General features: G+C 41.9%; 16 protein-coding genes. 3 read left to right on the top strand and 13 right to left on the bottom strand.

The genetic code is table 11. The features are described 5' to 3' along the window. Positions 1-15: 15 nt before the first annotated feature. The 10 genes from BUE31_RS18345 to BUE31_RS18300 all read right to left on the bottom strand — a co-directional run bounded on the left by BUE31_RS18345 (position 16) and on the right by BUE31_RS18300 (position 14,086). Positions 16-1,176: a PepSY-associated TM helix domain-containing protein gene (locus tag BUE31_RS18345; protein ID WP_073405291.1), complete on the bottom strand. Its 1,161-nt coding sequence runs from the start codon at positions 1,174-1,176 to the stop codon at positions 16-18. A gap of 2 nt (positions 1,177-1,178) precedes the next feature. After that, a complete protein-coding gene (locus BUE31_RS18340; RefSeq protein WP_073405290.1) occupies positions 1,179-3,614 on the bottom strand; it encodes a TonB-dependent receptor in 2,436 nt (811 codons plus the stop codon). A 293-nt stretch (positions 3,615-3,907) separates the two neighbouring features. After that, entirely contained in the window at positions 3,908-5,164 is a 1,257-nt protein-coding gene (locus BUE31_RS18335) for an IS110 family RNA-guided transposase (RefSeq protein WP_143167171.1), read from the bottom strand. Between the two features lie 410 nt (positions 5,165-5,574). Beyond that, positions 5,575-7,455 (bottom strand): CocE/NonD family hydrolase, encoded by a 1,881-nt coding sequence (locus BUE31_RS18330; RefSeq protein WP_073405289.1) that lies wholly within the window; start codon positions 7,453-7,455, stop codon positions 5,575-5,577. A gap of 68 nt (positions 7,456-7,523) precedes the next feature. After that, positions 7,524-9,368, bottom strand: a complete 1,845-nt coding sequence (locus BUE31_RS18325) for a CocE/NonD family hydrolase (RefSeq protein WP_073405288.1) — start codon at positions 9,366-9,368, stop codon at positions 7,524-7,526. 154 nt (positions 9,369-9,522) lie between these two features. Beyond that, on the bottom strand, positions 9,523-10,494 hold the full coding sequence (locus BUE31_RS18320; RefSeq protein WP_083620083.1) for a glycoside hydrolase family 5 protein: 972 nt from the start codon (positions 10,492-10,494) through the stop codon (positions 9,523-9,525). Positions 10,495-10,694: 200 nt separating this feature from the next. Then, positions 10,695-11,585, bottom strand: coding sequence for a class A beta-lactamase, subclass A2 (bla, locus tag BUE31_RS18315; protein WP_073405286.1), 891 nt, complete (start codon positions 11,583-11,585; stop codon positions 10,695-10,697). A 133-nt stretch (positions 11,586-11,718) separates the two neighbouring features. After that, positions 11,719-13,152, bottom strand: a complete 1,434-nt coding sequence (locus BUE31_RS18310) for an alpha/beta hydrolase family protein (RefSeq protein ID WP_073405285.1) — start codon at positions 13,150-13,152, stop codon at positions 11,719-11,721. After that, positions 13,152-13,814, bottom strand: a complete 663-nt coding sequence (locus BUE31_RS18305) for an SdpI family protein (protein WP_073405284.1) — start codon at positions 13,812-13,814, stop codon at positions 13,152-13,154. The genes BUE31_RS18310 and BUE31_RS18305 overlap by 1 nt, the downstream gene beginning before the upstream one ends. Then, a complete protein-coding gene (locus tag BUE31_RS18300) occupies positions 13,811-14,086 on the bottom strand; it encodes an autorepressor SdpR family transcription factor (protein WP_073405283.1) in 276 nt (91 codons plus the stop codon). Before BUE31_RS18300 ends, BUE31_RS18305 begins: the two co-directional genes overlap by 4 nt. A 282-nt stretch (positions 14,087-14,368) precedes the next feature. Between BUE31_RS18300 and BUE31_RS18295 the strand changes: the two genes are divergently transcribed. From BUE31_RS18295 to BUE31_RS18285, 3 genes are all read left to right on the top strand, one after another. Continuing rightward, positions 14,369-15,991 (top strand): amidase, encoded by a 1,623-nt coding sequence (locus BUE31_RS18295; protein ID WP_073405282.1) that lies wholly within the window; start codon positions 14,369-14,371, stop codon positions 15,989-15,991. Positions 15,992-16,128: 137 nt separating this feature from the next. Continuing rightward, on the top strand, positions 16,129-16,848 hold the full coding sequence (locus BUE31_RS18290) for a hypothetical protein (protein ID WP_073405281.1): 720 nt from the start codon (positions 16,129-16,131) through the stop codon (positions 16,846-16,848). 93 nt (positions 16,849-16,941) lie between these two features. Further along, the gene (locus BUE31_RS18285) at positions 16,942-17,865 is read left to right on the top strand and encodes a DUF72 domain-containing protein (RefSeq protein ID WP_073405280.1); all 924 of its coding nucleotides are present in this window, start codon (positions 16,942-16,944) and stop codon (positions 17,863-17,865) included. A gap of 82 nt (positions 17,866-17,947) precedes the next feature. Here BUE31_RS18285 and BUE31_RS18280 read toward each other — a convergent pair whose 3' ends face one another. From BUE31_RS18280 to argH, 3 genes are all read right to left on the bottom strand, one after another. Beyond that, on the bottom strand, positions 17,948-18,640 hold the full coding sequence (locus tag BUE31_RS18280) for a DUF1345 domain-containing protein (protein WP_073405279.1): 693 nt from the start codon (positions 18,638-18,640) through the stop codon (positions 17,948-17,950). 84 nt (positions 18,641-18,724) lie between these two features. Next, entirely contained in the window at positions 18,725-18,922 is a 198-nt protein-coding gene (locus BUE31_RS18275) for a YwbE family protein (RefSeq protein ID WP_073405278.1), read from the bottom strand. A 58-nt stretch (positions 18,923-18,980) separates the two neighbouring features. Further along, positions 18,981-20,315: an argininosuccinate lyase gene (gene argH, locus BUE31_RS18270; protein WP_073405277.1), complete on the bottom strand. Its 1,335-nt coding sequence runs from the start codon at positions 20,313-20,315 to the stop codon at positions 18,981-18,983. Positions 20,316-20,370 lie beyond the last annotated feature (55 nt).

The raw sequence follows: 20,370 nt of genomic DNA, 5'->3' as shown, positions 1-20,370 counted from the left end.
TAAGTTTGAAAGTATTTACCTCGCCAGCTGCTTTTCCAGCTTGCGGTGCATTACTTGCCTTGGTTTACTCTTCTTTGATTTTTTGCGTTTTCCCCACCAGATGATAAAACCTGTTATGGGTAAGGTAGCACAGATGAGGCTTGTTAAAAAAGCGATGATCTTGCCGGTAAGGCCCAGGATCTGCCCTACATGGATATCGTAATTCATCTCATTCATTTTCATGCCGGGGCTTTTTTTTGTCTGGGGCAAAAATTGTAGCAGCTTTCCGGTATACTTATCAAAAGTGTAGCTATCGCTGTTATAATAATGCAGTGTTTTGGCATAGGCCGTTACCCCTACTGTACCGGCTACCGCATCATCGTAATAAATCAAAAACATTTGTGCCTGCGGCGATTTGTTTTGGGCCACAAGAAATGCCTGGTCAATTACCGGCTTGTTTATTATGGCCGATTTTAATAGTGAATCGGATTTGGGAATTATCTTTTCAGCGGCATAGCTTTTACCTAAATTGGCCGTAGCATAAATCCCATCCCGCATCCAGTCAAAAGCAATGGATAAACCTGTTATAGCCAGTATAATGGTAATACTTGTTGCATAAAAACCAAGTACGTTATGCAGGTCGTAATTTACTCTGCGCCAGCGACCGTTCCATTTTATGGTAAAGCTGCGTTTGCGGTCGCTTTTGCGTTTTGGCCACCAGAGCACTATACCGGTTATCATTATTAAAACAAAAATGATAACGGATATGCCAACTATTAATGCTCCAATTTTTGCCGGCAATAAAAGATAGAGGTGAATATACTCTACAATAATAAAAAAGTTGCGCTGCGGATCCTCGGTGTGCGTAATTATGCCTGTATACGGGTTTATGTAAACAAATTGCAAACCCTGTGTGGAGTGATTGGTTATTACTGCCGCAGGGCGATCTTTACCATAATAATAAATATAATTTACCCCAGCACCCGGGTGCTGTTTTAATGCGGTTTGTTTTAAAACAGATGGCGCCAGGTAAGGCTTGTTTTGTACCTCAACCTTCCGGTAATTGTGGATAGAATCCTGGATCTCATCCTGGAAACAGAAGATACAGCCGGTAATGCTTACAATAAACACCACCAGCCCGGTTATAAAACCGAGCCAGCGATGCATAAAAAGTATTGCCTTTTTAAATTTCGACATCTTTAAAACTTGTAAGCTATGGTGCCGATTACCTGCCTTAGCATTTGCGGATTAACGGTGGTCCACCCTACCCAGTATTCCCTGTTGGTTAAGTTGTTTACATTAATTGCCAGGCGGTATTTCTCGCGGTTAAAAAATACACCCGTATTTAAAACAGTATAAGCAGGTAAGGTGAACACGCCGTTATAAGAGTTGTTGATCACCTGGTTATCACTTGCATAGTTTCCTCCAAAGCCAAGTCCAAGTCCTTTAGCTTCGCCATGGGTTAAAGCATAGCTTACCCAAAAGTTTGCTGAGTTTACCGGACCGGCAGTTTGCGGTCTGCGACCATTATCATAGGCTGATGATTTTTCCATCAGGCTGTTATTGTGCGAATAGCCGGCGATAATATTAAAACCGCTAAAGGGGTTAGCTATAACTTCGGCCTCAATACCTTTGCTTTTTTGAGTGCCATCCTGTATGCTTGCATTGGCATGATTGGCATCAGGCCTTATTTTGTTTTTTACGCTGATATCGTAATAACTAACAGTAGTGCTTAGCTTGCCATCAAAAAGATCAAGCTTAACGCCGCCTTCAAACTGGTTAGCCTGTTCAGATTTAAACAGCTTGTTTACGTTTGAATTTGTTGCTGCATCATAAGCCAGGTTATAGCCCGGGTTTGAGAAACCGTTCATATAATTGCCAAATACTGAAACCTTATCTTTTATCAGTTGGTAAACCAATCCCAATTTAGGTGATACAGTGGTTTGATCGAACCCAAGTGTAGTAGTACCTGTAACCACATTATTGATGGGCTTTGTGGTAAAGTGATCAACCCTTAAGCTTACCATTGCCAAAAAGTTATCGGTTATGTTCAGCACGTCAGAAGCAAAGGCGCTGTATATATAGTTATGGTAACGATTTGCGGTTACAGATACCGGTGCATTTGCAAAAAGTGAATCGACTTTGGCTTTGTTAAAGTTATTATACTTGGGGATAGGGCCTAAAGTATTGATCACATCAAATGAATCAGAGCCTGAATTTGGATCCAGGTATCTTGAATTTGCGCTCTGGCTCAAAAAGTCGAGGCCTGCAACTAACCTGTTTCTTAAACCGCCGATCTTAAAATCGCCGATGAAGTTTTGCTGAATCTGGAAGGTATTGCTGTTCCCATCAACGCTCCAAACATTGCGGGATAAAGCGTTGTTACCGGGGATCAGGTAAAAATAAGCCTCATAACCAGTCGCGCTGCTGTTTGTTGCACTCAAGTTTGTTTGTGATTTCCAGCTCTCGGAGATCTTGTAGTCGGCCTGCGCAAAAAAATTTGCATTATCCGATGTCTGAACCAGGTCGTTACTTTGATAGGCTCTTCTGTAATCTAAATTTAACAGGTTGGCGCGGTTAACACCCAAAGCGGCAACTGTTGTATTAAAGAAATACATAACCGGCGTAGTGCCGCTCCCGTGGCTTATTTCCGCATCAAAAGATAAAGTTAAGCGGTCATTCGCTTTATACGAAAAGCTTGGATCGAATACAAAGCTTTTGTTGAAACCGTTATCCTGGAAGGTGTTGCTGTTGTTATATGCAGAATTGATGCGGAACAATGCTTTTTTTGAAGAATCAAGCGGTGTATTATAGTCAACGCTTACCCGGTTCATATTATAGCCGCCAGCAGAGTAAGTAATCTCTCCGCCTTGTGTTTCAAAAGGCTTTTTGGTAACCCGGTTTATTAAACCACCATAGGAGATCAAGCTGCCACCATAAAGCGTACCCGAAGGGCCTTTTATAACTTCTAATTTTTCTAAATTGGCGGCATCAATGGTGTTTGTAACATTGCCGGAAATACCATTTCTCATAGTTGTTTGTACCGGGAAGCCTCTTAATGAAAAGTAAGCGCCACCATCACCTACACGGCCTGTAGCCGACCATAGTTTGGTAATCCCGGGCGAATTTTTAATGGCATCATCGGCAGAGAAAATTCCCTGCTCCCGTAAAAGCTCCTTACTTACCGATGTGTAAACCTGTGGATTCTCCAGGTTCTCTAAGGGCATTTTAGCAACATCATTGCTTTTTTTACGGTTGAACTTATTAGTCCTGTTAGCATTGATGCTTACTTCCTCTAATGAATTGGTATTAATATTAACCGTAATAGCAGCTATAGTTGTTGTTTTGCCCGGTTGAGCAGTTACCTGTACTTCCTGATTTTTAAGGCCAACATGCGATACTACCAATATGTATTCTCCGGCAGCGACCTTGAAAGTATATTTTCCTTCTTCATCTGTTACTATCCCGTAACTGGTGCCTTTCAGGCTGATCGAAACGTTTTCGGCGGGCTCATTTTTTTGAGTGACGATAATGCCGGTTATGATTCCCTTTTGCTGGCCAAATGCAACAGAAGTTAAAATAAGAAGGAGAGAAATGGTGAGTAAATGCTTTAAAGATAAGTGAAGTTTATTCATTTGTTTTTATTTAGACTAATTATAAATAATGTGGCAAATGTATAACTGACGAATTTAAAAACAAAGCTTTTTTAGAGATTTATTTAGAATGATTCTTAGTAACGAAGTAATACAGGGTGGATTTGGCTTTAAACATTTGATTCAAAGCTATATAAAACATGTCATTGCGAGCGCAGCGTGGCAACCGCACGCCGTGCACAACCGCCAGCGCAAGATCTACACTTTTCTGTTCGCTCTGTATAGCATGCGATTGCTTCGTACCTTATAATGACGTATTTGGAAGTTGCTCATAATCAGGCTGCCTTTTGCGTGATATATCCCAATTTGGCTAACTTTTTTTGCAGCCGGGCAACTTCTCTTGCTGTTTGTTTCTCTATATCCGGCTGTATTCTGGCTGGATCATAGGCTTCTTTTTTGAGCACAAGGTTGTAAAAGATAACGGCAATCTTTCTGGCTACTGCTTTTATCGCTTTCGCTGCTCCTTTGGTTGCTGCCAGTCTCCGGTATTGTTGTCCCATTGGCCCCTTGCTTTGCCATAAGCTGTTTGCGGCCATCCGAAAGGCTTGGGTCGCAGGATTATTGGTGAACCGCTTTTCATAGCCAATGACTTTCCCTCCTGATATTTTGGGTCGGGGTGAAAGGTTAAGCCAGCTTATAAAGTGCCCGGAGGAGGGCCATTTCTTCATATTTGTTCCGGTTACTGCAAGGATCATCAGCAGGTTTATCTCATCCAGGCCTTCTACTTCTGTAAGATCTGTTCCAAAAATTGCCTGCAGATAACCTTTCAGGTTGATGCTGTATTGGTTCTTTCTCACCAGGCTCTTTTTCTTTTCTATTGGAGTGGGATCATAGGCCAGCATCTTCCCGAGTGTCCTTTCAATATATGTTTCATATGCCTGCATCTGATCCCTAAAAAAGTTATAGGTCTTCAATGTCAGAGAAAGTACATTGATATATTGCTCCTGGTAATTCCCTTTTAATGAACTAAGCAGGTCTTCAGGACTGGCTTTTAACTGTTTGGAGTAAATAACTTTCAATAACTGATCTGGTTCATGTATGCCGGAACAGATCGCATCCAGCAGTTTCATTCCTGCTACACCCTCTATATCACTTATAAGGTGCTGCGTTTTAACGTTCATCAGCGTAAGCGCTTTTTGAATCCGGTTCAGGGTATCGCTTTTTTGCTTTTTATAAATATCCCTTTCATGAAGATAATGCCTGAGCTCCCGGTTTAGTTCCGGAGCGATATGAGAGTTTCTTAACAGGCCATGAGCTAATAACTGGTGAAGCCACCCCGCATCATTGATATCGGTTTTCCGGCCGGCCACATTCCTGTAGTGACTGGGGTTAACCAATATCATTTCCATCCCATAGCTTTCCAGTATACCGTACAATGCCTGCCAATAAGGCCCCGTGGCTTCCATTGCTACCTTTTCAACGCCATGCTCCTGTAATAATTCTGCCAAAAGGTAAAGGCTTTGGGTGAAGCTGTCGAACTCCCGCAGGTGGGTAATACCTTGCTGATCGGCATAGGATACTACCATCAGCATACTCCCTACATCAATCCCTGCTGAATGGGGGGTGGATCAACCCAAAACGTTCCAGCTTTTTACCCGCATCTTTTCCAGATGTTTTTTTCTTCTTGTTTTTGATAGCTTTGCTCATCGTTCTTTTTTTTATAAAAACTTGGCAAGCTCTGTCCCTCTTAATGGATGTTTAAGCTTAAAAGCATGGTGAACCAGCCCTTAAGGATGGTTCCCTATAATATCTTTTTCAAAGAGTGGCAGTCCCAAACTCGCAGTCGGGCTCGGAAGGCACCAATGGATTGTCGGGTTATGTAGCTTGCCTCGTTTTTTACAAAGCTGCTATATCCCAGACAAACCAACGTCATTCTTTATCTTTTTCAGCGACCCCATTGATAGCTACTCGCAATGACATGGAGGAATCTTGACGCTAAAATTTACTTCAAAACCGGCAAAATAATCTTCGATTGGTTATGATAAATATTGATGGTTTCCTTTAAAAAATCCTCATCTTTTGCATGATAGATATCAATAAACTGTTGTGGGTTACGATCAACCAGCGGGAACCAACTGCTTTGTACCTGTACCATAATTTTGTGGCCTTTTTTAAAAGTATGGGCAACATCAGGCATAGTATATTTTACTTCGGTTGGTTTATTTGGCACAAAAGCCTCTGGGTTTGAATAGCTGATGCGATACCTGCCGCGCATAATTTCGGCGCGTACCAGCATCTGGTAGCCACCCATAGGTACCTTGCTTGTAGCGTCAGTTTCCGCATAAATATCAACATCATTATAGCCGGCACTGTCAGGGAATACATCTATCAGCTTTACCACAAAATCGGCGTCGGTATTTGAGATGCCTACCAGCAGATCAGCAACTACGGGACCGCCTAAAGTAATGTCTTTATCCAAAGCACCTGTTTCGTATACCAGCACATCAGGGCGGCGCGAGGCAAAGCGCTGGTCATCGGTCATGTAATTTCGGGTGCGGTTAAAGTGCACATCTTCGGTGTAGGGAACAGGCTTTGAAGGGTCGCTCACATAGCTATCAAACGATGGCGCTAAAGTACTTATGGCATCAAACGACAATTTGCCTTTTTGTTCCAGGTATAGGTTGGTTGGCTGCACTTCGGCAGGAGGCCACTGTTTAAGCTGATGCCATTTGTTCTCGCCGGTAAAAAATACAGTGGCTTTGCTGATATTATCAACCGAACCTTGTCCGCGCAAATAATACTCAAAAAACGGGATCTCGATATTATCTGCATAGTACTTACTGGTATTGTTGTCCCATTGCACATTACCTAAATGTGTGCCATCATTATTGCGCCATTGCTCATGATACCAGGGGCCCATTACCAGGCGATTGTTTGTTTCGGGGCTTTGTTTGTCAATGGCCTGGTAAGTGTTCCATGCGCCAAAACAATCCTCCGCATCAAAAATTCCGCCTACAACCAGCATTGCGGGTTTAACATTTTTAATCCCAACCCTTGCGTTCCGGGCCATCCAAAAATCATCGCGGTTAGGGTGGTTCATCATCTGGTTCCAGAACACCAGGCTATCGCCCGCCAGTTTGGTAAGATTTGGTAATGCACCCACATTCAGGTAAAATGAGTAGCTGTCATGATCGGGATAATCAAATGTTTTGGCCGCCACAGTCGTTGGTTTTGGATGTGGCGCACCAAAGCCAAAGCCTGCATAAAAGGCAAAAGCATCCATCTGGAAAAAGGCCCCGTTATGGTGAAAATCATCGCCTACAAACCAATCTGTTACCGGTGCCTCAGGACTCACAGCTTTTAAAGCCGGGTGACCGCTCAATGATGCCATAGTTGAATAAAAGCCTGGGTAAGAAATTCCGAATACTCCTACTTTACCATTATTATTTTCAAGGTTTTTCACCATCCAGTCTATCGTATCATAGGTATCGCTGGCTTCGTCAATATCCTTATTGGTTTTTTTGTTGAAATTGAACGGGCGCACATCCATGTATTGCCCTTCGCTCATCCATCTTCCTCTTACATCGGTAATCACCATGATGTATCCCTTTTTACAATATTGGATGAGATGGTTTACCCAAAACGGGCGGTATTGGTCTTTGCCGTACGGGGCACATGAATACGGTGTGCGTTCCATTAATATCGGGTGCTTTTCTGAATTATCTTTTGGCAGGTAGGCCGAAATGAACAATTTTACACCATCGCGCATGGGGATAGTGAGTTCCTTTTTGGTGTAGTTGTTTACAAACCAAACTGAATCAGCATTTTGGGCAAAGCTGATTATTGGGAAAAAGAAGATCAGGAGGAAGTATAATTTTTTCATCGTTACAATTTTAATATTGTGGAATAACAGATTTACGAAGTCTTAAAGACTTCGTAAATCTTAGATATTTATTTCAAAACTGGCAGGATCAGCTTTGACTGATCGTGAAAAATATTAATGGTTTCCTTTACAAAATCTGAATCCTTAGCATGATAAATATCTATGAACTGCTGCGGATTACGATCTGCCAGCGGGAACCAGCTGCTTTGCACCTGCACCATAATACGGTGGCCTTTTTTAAAGGTGTGTGCCACATCTGGCAATGTGAATTTTACCTGTGTTGGTTTGCCGGGCACAAAAGCCTCGGGGCTTGAAAAACTGTTGCGATACCTGCCACGCATAATATCACCGCGAACCAGCATCTGGTAACCACCCATTGGGTACCGGGTAACCGGGTTTCTTGGAGCTCCTTCAGGTAAAACATCGATAAGTTTTACTACAAAATCCGCATCGGTTTTTGAGATGCTCACCATCAGGTCGGCAACTAAGGGGCCGCCTAATGTAATATCATGGGTTAAGGTATCTGTTTCAAAAACCAGCACATCTGTGCGGCGGGCTGCAAAACGTTGATCGTCCGTCATGTATTCTCGGGTGCGGTTAAAATGCACCTGGTCGGCATAAGGCACCGGTTTAGCCGGGTCGCTGATATACGTATCAAACCCGGTTTTTCCGGTTTTATCAAATGATAATTTCCCATCCTGCTCAAGGTATAACGGAGTTGGGATGATATTGGGCGATGGCCATTCTTTAAACCTCCGCCATTTGTTTTCGCCTGAGAAAAATATGGTTGCCTTGCTAATGCTATCAAGCGAACCTTTGCCTTTCAGGTAATAATTAAACCATGGCATCTCTATATTATTTTGGTACCATTCGGCTGTATTATTATAAAACATAATGTTGCCCAAATGGGTGCCGTCCTTGCTGGCCCACTGACCATGATACCAGGGCCCGATTACCAGTTTGCTTGTGGTTGCCGGGCTTTGCTTAACTAATGCATCATAGGTATGCCATGCGCCATAACCATCCTCCGCATCAAACAAACCGCCAACAACCAGCATAGCAGGTTTAACGTTTTTGATACCCGACCGCGTATCCCGCGCCTTCCACCAGACATCAAGGTTCGGGTGTTTCATCATATTATCCCAAAACTCCAGGCTGTCGCCGGTTACTTTGGTAAAATTGGGCAGTGCACCCATTTTTAAATAATAAGCGTAATTGTCGTTGCCCGGAATATCAAATGTTTTTGCTGGTTTTGTGCTTGGCTGCGGATGCGGCTGACTAAAGCCATAACCAACATGAAAGTCAAAGGCATCCATCAAAAATAAAACACCATTGTGATGGTCATCATCACCAAAAAACCTATCGGTTACCGGCGCCTGCGGACTAACGGCTTTAAGTGCAGGATGCCCGCTCAGTGCAGCCTCTGTTGCAAAAAAGCCGGGGAACGAAATTCCGGCTACGCCTACATTCCCGTTGTTATTCTCCACGTTTTTTACCAGCCAGTCAATTGTATCATAAGTATCGCTGGCTTCGTCAATATCTTTATTTGTTTTTTTATCGGGATTAAAAGGGCGTACTACTTCAAACCTGCCTTCGCTCATCCACCTGCCACGGATGTCCTGGATCACTAAAACATAGTCCTCTCTTAAATATTTCATCATAAAGCTCCGCCAAAATTGGCGGTATTCCTTACCGTACGGCGAGCAAGAATAGGGCGTGCGGGTGATAAGGATTGGATGTTTTTCTGATTGATCTTTCGGTGCATAAATGGATGTAAACAGTTTAATGCCGTCACGCACAGGGATGCTCACTTCCTTTTTGATGTAATTATTTACAAACCAGGCGGAATCTGCGTTTTGAGCAATGGTAACAAACGGAATAAAAAGAAATACAAGAAGGTATAATTTCTTCATGGCAATAAGTTAAGAGGTCAGACAGTAAATATGAGGAAAATTCCGGAAAAAATGATGTGCGAATGGAATAACAATGTGCAGAATAAGCTGGGACAGGAATAATCAAATAATGCTATTCATCCGCACATTTGCATATCCGCACATTATCTATCCGCTATTTATTCAACTCCCGTAGTTTTTCTCTTATATAAATGCCAGCCGGGGTGAGCTGTTCATTTGTCCAGTCACCATTATCAGGCGCACCGGGGAGCAGCAGAGCTGTGGTCTCCTGTTTATCAGTGATGTTCCAGTTTGTCCAGCTTAGATGGTTGGCCTCCATCCAGTCCATCCAGGCTTTTACCTGGCCAATGTTGAACTTACCGTTGCCGTTTGATTCACCTACACCCCACTCTGTGATCATTAATGCGAGACCCTTCTTTATAGCAAGATCACCTTTGGCACGCAGCTTTTCCTGGTGATTTGGGTCGGATGCATAAAAGTGAAATGAATAGGCAATGTTGTTAAACCCGGTAATGGGGTTTGCTGCCGCAATATCCACATCCTGATCCCAGTGCGGGCTGCCAACTACAATTAAATTATCCGGATCATATTTTCTGATCTCCCTAATTACCTGCACCGCATAATTTTTAACGGTATCCCAGCTGATGGCTTCCGGCTCGTTCCAAATCTCATAGATCACATTCGGAACGCCCTTATATTTTTGCGCCATCTCCGCAAAAAACTCCTTTGATTGCGGAAGATGCTGGTTGCTATGATGATCATGCCAATCAATCAAAACATAAATACCATCTTTAATGGCCTGATCAATCACATTTACAATCAATTGTTTTTGCAGAGCGGGCTCCTGTAAATAGCCATGGTCAGGCTGAACGCCCATTGACGCACGAACAATTGAAGCTTTAAAATCACCGGCAAGCCAATCAACTACGGCAGGATTATAATATTTTCGGCCTTGCCATAAACTCCACGAAAAGCTGATGCCGCGCAGTTGCGGCGCTGTGCCGTTTTTGTTTATAATTTTTCCATTTTGAACTGTTAAAACGCCATTTAGGGCTACAGGTGTTTGGGCGAAAAGAGAGGTAGTAAAAAGAACAGAAAGTAAAAATGTGGTGGCAATAGTTTTCATCAATATATTTTATTGATGAACAATTTAGATGGATCTTTTTATATCCCGGTCATGATGTAAAAAATGGATTAGAAAATGATAATTTCCGTAGAGACGCAATACTTTGCGTCTCCTATTAGGCAGAAATATTTCTCTTGAAGATGATTTGCATGCAGGAGACGCAAAATATCGCGTCTCTACGAAATGAAAACGAATATTAATTATTTTGAATAAAAATCAAATGCAGCTTTAGAAATTTTGGCGATCACCGCATCGCGGGTTGTTTCATCATCTGTTGAATTACACACAAAAACGGAAATAGCCAGGTGTTTGCCATTGGGCAGCGTAATTATCCCCACATCATTGGTGGCTGGCGATAAGCCTTCGGCGCTGGTTGGTGAGGTACCTGTTTTATGGGCAACAACTGTCCCCGCTGGCAGCAGGCCCTTTATGCGGTGCGGACCGGTTGTTGTTTCGGTTAAAATCTTATACAAAAATTCAGTGGTGGGTTTTGCAAGGATTTCGCCTTTATAAAACTTATCAAGCAATATGGTCATTTCAAACGGCTTACACCAATTGGTATATTGCAGCTCCCATGACGATGCCATATCCGCCTCGGATGCCCTAACCGCAATTCCTCTTATTCCGATATGGAGCATATAATCCTGTACGGTTTTAGGTCCGTCAATCACTTTTAATAAAATATCGCAGGCGTCGTTATCACTTAACGATACCATATAGCTTAACAGATCGCCAACGGATACATCAACATTACCATCAGGATACTTATCGCGCAGCGGACTGTAGTTTTTGGGCAAATCCTTCTTTTTAATATGGATCAGTTGGCTCAGCGTAAGCTTGCCCGAATCAACCCAATGCAAAACAGTAAGCGCTATCGGGAATTTCATTACACTGTGCATCACCAGGCGGGCATCGCCATTAACAGATAAGGTATCCCGGCTTTCCAAACCTAGAATGGATACACCTACAATACCTTTTGCCGGTTTAATAACGTCCTTTATTTGCTGGCGCAGCACGCTCTGCTGAGCCATTACATAAACTGGAATTAAAAACATCAGCGTTAGATATGCTGATAGGGTAGACTTTTTCATACGATAGAGAGTCAAGAATTAAGATACAAGAGTCAGGAAAATAGCAATGATAAAAAAATCAGAATCAGGAAACAAATTTGTTTCCTGATTCTTGTTATCCTGACTCTTTCCCCAACATGTAATATTAACGCATTTATTTTGTATGAATTTTAATCCAGTCAGAAATAATCTTCATAGCTGCCGGCGACATCGTTTCATCTATCTTTTCGTATTCCGACATATCACCAGTTGTAGCGGCTTGCAGCAAATGGTTTAAACCGGGTAAGGCTTTTACTTCAAAATCTTTGTTACCGCCTTTAGTCAGTACTTCTTTTATTAAGCTTAAATTACTTGGTGCAAGCACTTGCATATCCTTCCCACCGTTAATGGCTAATACAGGACATCTAACTTTTACAAGATCATTTTCAGGGTTATAAGTTATAAAGTAGCGCATCCAGGGCATGTTATATAAGCTATTATTTTGTTCAAACAAAGCTTGTGCGGTTAAATCTGTTGCATGTAAGGCTTTTAACGTTTCAGGGTTTTGTGTGTGTTTCCACGCAGCAACAATGGGAACTATATTATCATCTAATGCTTGTACGTTTGCCGATGAAGCAAACAATGTTAATATCTGATCATTCAAGCTGGAAAATGCATTTATGGATACACTATCAAGCCCTCGTTTTTTAAGTATATAAGCCGTTTGTGCTGTATGTATTTTTACGCCGCCAACTTCTGGCGCTCCCCACATAACAATAAAGTTAACGTCCTTTCGCCGGGCTGCCACCATTGGTGCTATTATGCCGCCTTCACTATGGCCTATTAAACCCAGGTGCTTTTTACTAACATCTGTTCTTGTTTCCAGATAGTTAAGGCTTGCTTCAACATCATATGAAAAATCAAGACTGGTTACATCCTTAATATTATTCCCCAGCGAGCTTTTACCTGCCCCCCTGTCATCAACCCTTAAAACAGCAATTCCGTTTTTTGTAAGATAATCAGCAAGTACCCAATATAATTTATGTCCGAACATGGAGCCATTCCTATCCTGTGTGCCACTCCCACTGATGATAATTACAGCCGGATATTTCCCACTTCCGTTAGGCCGGGTAAAGGTTGCGCCGTAATGCAGGCTTTTATCGGCATTATCATATTCAACATCTTCACTAACATAATTAAACGGTGGCTTAGGAGTTTGTGGCCTTACGGGATCTTTTGATAGGTCAGCCTTTTCAGCAGCAGTAATATGTTTTAAATTTAAAACTGTTTTCCCTCCGCCTTGCGCATAAGTACCGGTAATACCATCTTTCCTATCCCACAAACCTTTGTAGCTGCCCCCTATAACAGCTATTTCAATAAAGAGGCTATCATTTACAACCGTGGTTTTGCTGCAGGCTATCCCAAATGCTTTTTGATCCGGGCTGTCAAAAGTAGAAGCATAGACATCTCCTTTTTTATCAATATTAAAAACCAAACGGAGATTTACACTTCCAACGGCTATCGAGCCCTGCCAACTGCCTGTTAGATCCTGGGCTTTTAACTGGCATGCAATACAAAGTATAAAAACACAAATCAATAATTTCTTCATTAGTTTTTAGGTTGATGCTGTTTGAAATAAACGTATGAATAAATAACAGGTATAAGTGCCATACCTATAATACCCGGCGTAAACACCAAAGTACTTGCCGGTGAAGGCAGCAACAGCATGGCAACAGTAATAATTATACCACCGATAACCCACACCTTACCTGCTAAACGGTGGGTAGCGCGCCAGTTGCCCTCGTCTTCAAGCGTCCATGGGGTACGCACACCTGCAAAATAATTAGGTTTTATGTTGTACATTAAATTACCAAGGAAAACAAACAGCAAGCCTATCAATGGGAACATTAGTTTATCAATCATGAACTTTTTGTTTATGGCTGCGAATATGATACATAAGCATAATGCTGCTATAAAAACAACTATCCCCAATCCAAGTTTCCTGAATGTTTGTTCACCAATTTTAACTTGTTTTTTGGGATCAATTGACGGCAGGAATTTCATAAGCAGGTACACTAAAAAAGAGATCCCCGTTAAAACAGCCTGCAGAAAAACCAATTCACCTTTGGGGCCAAAACCATTTGGCTTGCCATCCGCACCAAAGTGAAGGGGCACAATTAAGGGTAATGATGAATAAACATATGCCAGGTAGCAAAATGGCAATAAGCCAATTACGAGAGCTACAAGATCAATAAGCGTAAACTTCTTCATAATGATTTCTTATTTTTTTGTGATTGGAGGTTTATGATCCATTTAAGCATTTCATCCATAACTGTTGTGTTTAAAGAGTAATAAATAAACTGACCCTCTTTAACAGATACAACCAAACCTGCTTGTCTTAACAAGTCGAGGTGATGCGAAATGCTTGGTTTTGAAATATTGAACTGATCCGCTATCTCACCGGCTGTAAGATCTTTTTCCTTCAGCAGTTCTAAGATCCCTCTCCTTGTGGGATCGTTAAGAGCTTTGAATAAAGCGTTCAAGTTTATAATTATATATTTAGACAAATGTCTAAATACTTTTTGGTATTTCAAAGCCTCTTTAACTCTACTGTAAATATTTAACCACGGAGGCCGCCAAGAACACACAGAGGAAACGGAGTTTTTAATCTCCGTTTCCTCTGTGCCTACTCAGTGAACTTTGTGGTTAAATAACCATGTACAATACGCTGAAGGAATGATTCATTTATTTAAATGATTTTTCTGTTACCTTCTCAATAATCCTTTAAAATTTCGTTACTTGTAACTATCAATCGAACTATTCTCATGCAAAGAAGAAATTTCCTTAAAACCAGCTCATTGGCGGGGTTAACCTTAACTACCCTGGCTGCAAGCTCATGCAATTTAGTCTCCTCAAAAAAAGATAAAGATGATACCTCCGTACAAAAGACTGACGATTTTGCTTTAAACGAGGTAACTATTGATGTTTTGCAGCAAAAGATGAAAAGCAAGGAATACACTTCGCGCGCTATAACCGAAATGTATTTGAAAAGGATAGATGAGATTGATAAAAACGGACCAAAGCTTAATGCAGTTATCGAGATAAATAAGGATGCGCTGAACATGGCCGATGCGATGGATAAAGAACGCGCCGCCGGGAAAGTGCGCGGGCCTTTACACGGGATCCCGGTTTTAATAAAAGATAATATTAATACCGGCGACAATATGCATACCACTGCCGGAGCGCTTGCTATTGCTGATAATTATGCCAAACAGGATGCATTTATAGTTCATAAATTAAGGAAGGCGGGCGCTGTAATACTTGGCAAAACCAATTTAAGCGAATGGGCCAACTTCAGGAGCACACATTCTACCAGTGCATGGAGCAGCCGCGGCGGGCAAACCAAATGCCCTTATATTTTGGATAGAAACCCCAGCGGGTCAAGCGCGGGTTCAGGTTCCGCGGCATCGGCTAATTTATGTGCCATAGCTATTGGTACCGAAACTGATGGCTCTATTGTTTCGCCATCATCGGTAAATGGTCTCGTTGGTATTAAACCTACGGTAGGTTTATGGAGCCGGTCGGGCATTATTCCCATCTCAAAAACACAGGACACCGCCGGACCAATGGCACGCACCGTTAGGGATGCAGCCATTTTATTGGGCGCATTGGCTGGTGAGGATCCGCAGGATATTTATACACTAACAAGTAAAGGCAAAATTGAGCCTGACTATACTAAGTTTTTAGATGCCGAAGGACTAAAAGGCAAGCGCATCGGCATTGAAAAGGACGGGCTGAAAGTTAACCCGGCAATGGATGCTATATTTCAGCAGGCTATTTATATTTTAAAAAGCAAAGGCGCTACCATTGTTGAGGTTGAGCTATACAAACAAATAAAAGAAGCGGGTAAAAATGGATTTACCGTACTGCTGTATGAATTTAAAGACGGTTTAAATAAATATTTAGCCGAAGCCAATTCAAAGGTAAAATCACTGGCTGATGTAATTGCTTTTAATAAGAAGAACGAAGCTAAAGCCATGCCTTACTTTAAACAGGAAACCCTTGAGCTGGCCGATAAAAAAGGCGGCTTGCAAGAAAAGGAATACCTGGATGCCGTACAAAAAACAACGGGTATTACCCGTACAGCCATTGATACCCTGTTAAAAGAAAACAAGCTTGATGCCATAGTTGCACCAACCAATGGCTTTGCCATTTGTATTGATCTTATTAATGGCGATTATGACAATGGCTTCTCGTTTTCGGGCCCTGCTGCCATGGCCGGTTATCCGCATATTACGGTACCAATGGGTTATGCTTATGGATTACCTGTGGGCATTTCGTTTATTAGTACAGCTTATAAAGAGGGTGATATTATTAAGTTAGCTTATGCTTATGAGCAGGCATCGAAAAAAAGACAAGCGCCGAAGTTTTGGGAAGTAGTGGCGTAAATATTGTTCATTAGTTTATTGGTTCAATAGTTTATTAGTAACCTATTTGATAAAGAGACAATACTAAAGAACCAATGACACAAATGAACTATTGAACCACTCAACTTAATCAACAAATTACTATTTTTAGCCCCGCTATGGCAGAACACGAAATAATAAAACATACCCGCGAAATAATAAAAGTGGTAAAAAACCCCGGCGAATTAAAACACAAGATTGGCGATACGATTTTAGAGATAGCAATAATTGTTTTTGCCATTACGCTTTCTCTTTTTGTTGAACGCTACCGGGAACACCAGCAGGAACAAAAACTGGAGCACAGCTTTCTTACCAACCTGGTTGGTGACCTTAAGAACGACTTGGATCAATTGCATAACGATTCGGATAATTATGCCAGGATGGACAAAAGCTTTGCCTATTTAAAGCAGGCTTATAACGGAAAAAAGCTTAATCCAGACAGTGCTTCAAAAGCTATAAATTATTTATATAACACAATTGAATTTGTACCATCAAACAGCAGATATGAAGCATTGAAAGCTTCGGGAAAGCTGGACGTTATAGAAAATAAAAATTTACAGGTAGAAATTGTTAACCTGTACCAGCAAACTATAGCATCGCTTTTATTGTCAACAAGGTCATTCTCTGATTTTAAAAACAAATTGAGCCAATACACTGATGATAACCTTGTGATCAGCAAAAATGGAACTAACATACAGGAGTTAATGCAAAGGCCGAAGAGTTATAACCTGGTAAACCGGAGCGGCTATATTCAGAACATTATTGACCAATATCACGGCACTATAACCCAAACCAGAAAGATAATAAAAGAGATAGAAGAGGAAGAACGAAATTGGTGATGTTTTGAGTCCGAAAGTCGGGAAAGTCCGGAAGTCCTAAAGATAAAACAGTCGCTTCCGGCTATGAACTATCAACTATTAACAATGAACTAAATGGAATTTGGCCGAGTAACACCCCAGGAATTAGTTGAAGTAGATTTTACGCTGCCGGCTGACCCTGAATTAACTATAAAAACTTTAAACGCAGCAAAAAACGAGCAGCCTTTACAGGTTCATGTTGGCTGCGCCAAATGGGGGCGTAAGGAATGGGTAGGCAAGATCTATCCGCCAAAAACAAAAGATGCCAATTTTTTGGATGAGTATGTAAAACATTTTGATTGCATTGAGCTTAATGCCACCTTCTATAATGTTTACCCGCCTGAAACTATAACCAAGTGGAAGGAAAAGGCAGATGTTAACCCGGGCTTTAAGTTTTGCCCCAAGTTTTCGCAAAGCATCAGTCATATCCGCAGGTTAAAAAATGCGGAAGAGATCACCACCAAATATTATGAGGGGATTATGGCCTTCGGCGACAAGCTTGGCCCACTATTTTTGCAGGTTGGCGATAATTTTACGCCCAAAAGCCTGCCTGATTTAAAAGCATACCTTGAACAATTGCCAAAAGACGTACCCGTATTTTTGGAGCTGCGACACAAAGAATGGTTTGCCGATGCAGGTAACCGCACTGCCATTTTTAACCTGCTGAATGAACTACAAATTGGTGCGGTAATAACAGATGCTTCAGGCCGCAGGGATGTGGTGCATATGGAGTTACCCACTCCTCATGCGTTTATCCGTTTTGTGGGTAACAGCCTGCACCCTACTGACTATGCCCGGGTTGATGAATGGGTTGAGCGGATTAAACAATGGCAGCAAATGGGTTTACAGTCGGTTTGGTTTTTTATGCACCAGCACGATGAACGCTATTCGCCCGAACTGGCCGATTATGTGGTTGAACAGTTTAATAAAGAATTGGGGTTAAGCCTGGAGCGGCCAAAGTTTTTAGACAGGGATAAAGCGCCGGGGTTATTCGATTAACACGATTAAAGGATTTAATAGATTTACAGGATTAACCAAAATTCTGAATCGTGCTAATTCATTAAATCCCTAAATCGTGTCTTTATGCCACCATTCCTGATATTACATTTATGCTTAATGCCACTATAGCTGTATTGAAAGCAAAAGACAAGATAGCATGCATAAGGCAGAGCCGCCGGATGCGACGGGAGGCGATCTCTACATCAGACACCTGGAAAGTCATCCCTACAACAAAAGAAAAGTAAACAAAATCCAGGTAATCGGGCTCATCGCTGCCGGGGAATTGAAGTCCGCCTACGTTATTTTTAATTCCATCCATATCAGTATTTACATCATAATATAAATGGGCATACCGCAAAGTAAATATAGTATGCAATAGCCACCACGAAATAATTACCGCACCTATTGCCAGTAATATATGCTCATTTTTACCGGCCTCGGGCAAGCCTTTTGTCGACTTCAGCAAAAATATAATAGCGCCCAGGCTCACAACACACGCAGTTATTATAAATATGAACAGGAACGAGCGGCTCGAGTCCTGCAGCTTTGCAATTTTCCTGACCTCCTTTGGATGCGATGAAAATATAATGATCCAGTCCAGTAAAATTATTGTTAATGCGCAGCCTATCCATGTTACCAGCACCAGGGCTGGAGTAGAAAGCGAATTGCGGTTGAATAAAAAAACGATAGCGCTAACTGCTAATGAGATCAATAAACGATAGTGCGCATCTAACCGAAAAAAAAGTCTTCTGTCTGGTTTAAGGGGATTAGCCATATGATAAATTAGTCCGAAAGTCGGAAAAGACCGAAAGTCCGGAAGATTAATAAAAGACTAAGATAGAAAGTTTTAGGAAAGAAATTAATCTTCTACAATTTCTGCAACCCGGCCTACCTGCCCGTCTTCCAAACGCACCTTTATCCCGCGGGAATGATAAGCTGAGCTGGTAAGCAGGTCTTTTACAAACCCGCGGGTTAACTTGCCTGAGCGCTGATCTTTTTTGAGGATGATGTCAACTTCAAGGCCGGGATAAATATCGCTTCTGTTTTGTCCGTTCATGTTTTTGTGATTACACCGATTGTGGGATGATTACACTGATTTCAGAGGATTCTGTTGATTAAGAAACTAAACTTTCAATCGCCTTCTCCACTTTAGCAAAATCAAAGCTGCTGATCAGCTTATCAAACGATGCCGTTATTTCTTCGTTCATTAAATTACCTATGCTGCCCTCGTGGGTGTGGTTTACCTGTTTATCGGGTTTAAAATCACCTTTTTCAATTGCCAGTCCAACTTGTTTATAAGCATCACGGAATGGGGTGCCGCTTAGTACCATGCGGTTTACTTCCTCCACACTGAACAGGTAAGCGTATTTAGGATCATTTAATATGTCTTTATTTACGGTGATATTTTGCAGCATAAAGGTTGCCATGTGGAGGCAATTCTTCAGATCGGCAAATGCAGGGAATAACAGTTCTTTTAACAACTGCAACTCACGGTGATAACCGGAAGGCAGGTTGGTGGTCATCATAGCCACATCATTTGGTAATGCCTGCAGGCGGTTGCATTTGCCGCGCATAATTTCCCAAACATCAGGGTTCTTTTTATGCGGCATAATGCTGCTGCCGGTTGTTAATGTATCAGGGTAACTTACAAAAGCAAAATTCTGACTTAAATATAAAGCCTGATCCATCGCCATTTTTGCCAGCGTGGCGGCTATGGATGATAACGCTTGTGCAATTATACGTTCTGTTTTACCGCGCCCCATTTGTGCATAAACCACGTTGTAGTTCAAACTATCAAAGCCTAAAAGCTTTGTGGTTAATGTACGGTTTAACGGGAAAGATGAGCCATAGCCAGCAGCCGAACCCAATGGACTTTTATTGGTGATCTTATACGCGGCTAACACCAGTTCCAGGTCATCAGCCAAACTTTCGGCATAAGCGCCAAACCATAAACCGAATGACGAAGGCATAGCCACCTGCAAGTGGGTATAACCCGGCAATAAAACGTCTTTATGTTTTTCGCTTAGCTCAATTAATTGGCGAAACAATGTGGTGGTTTCTTCAACAACCTGCTGCAGCTCGTACCTAAAATATAGTTTCAGGTCAACCAAAACCTGGTCGTTCCGTGAACGGCCACTGTGGATCTTTTTACCGGCATCGCCAATGCGCTGGGTAAGCAGCATTTCAACCTGCGAGTGTACATCTTCAACCTCAGGCTGAATAGTAAAATCGCCGTTCGCAATATCTTTATAAATCTTTTTGAGCTCCTTTTGTACAGATTGCAGGTCATCAGCGCTCATCAATCCAATGCTCTCCAGCATTTGAGTATGCGCTAATGAGCCAAGCACATCAAAGGCAGCCATTTGGAGGTCAAACTCACGGTCGCGGCCAACGGTGAAGTTTTCTACGAGTTCGTTTACGGTAACTGATTTCTGCCAAATTTTGCTCATGGTACAAATATGTTGTAAATATTTTATTCGGTGTTATTGCGGATTTTCCGCCTTT

The sequence above is a fragment of the Mucilaginibacter sp. OK098 genome, assembly GCF_900142915.1.
Classification (GTDB): Bacteria; Bacteroidota; Bacteroidia; order Sphingobacteriales; family Sphingobacteriaceae; genus Mucilaginibacter.
The sequence above is the reverse complement of the archived record's forward strand: the minus strand, read 5'-3'. Positions and strand labels throughout refer to the sequence as shown.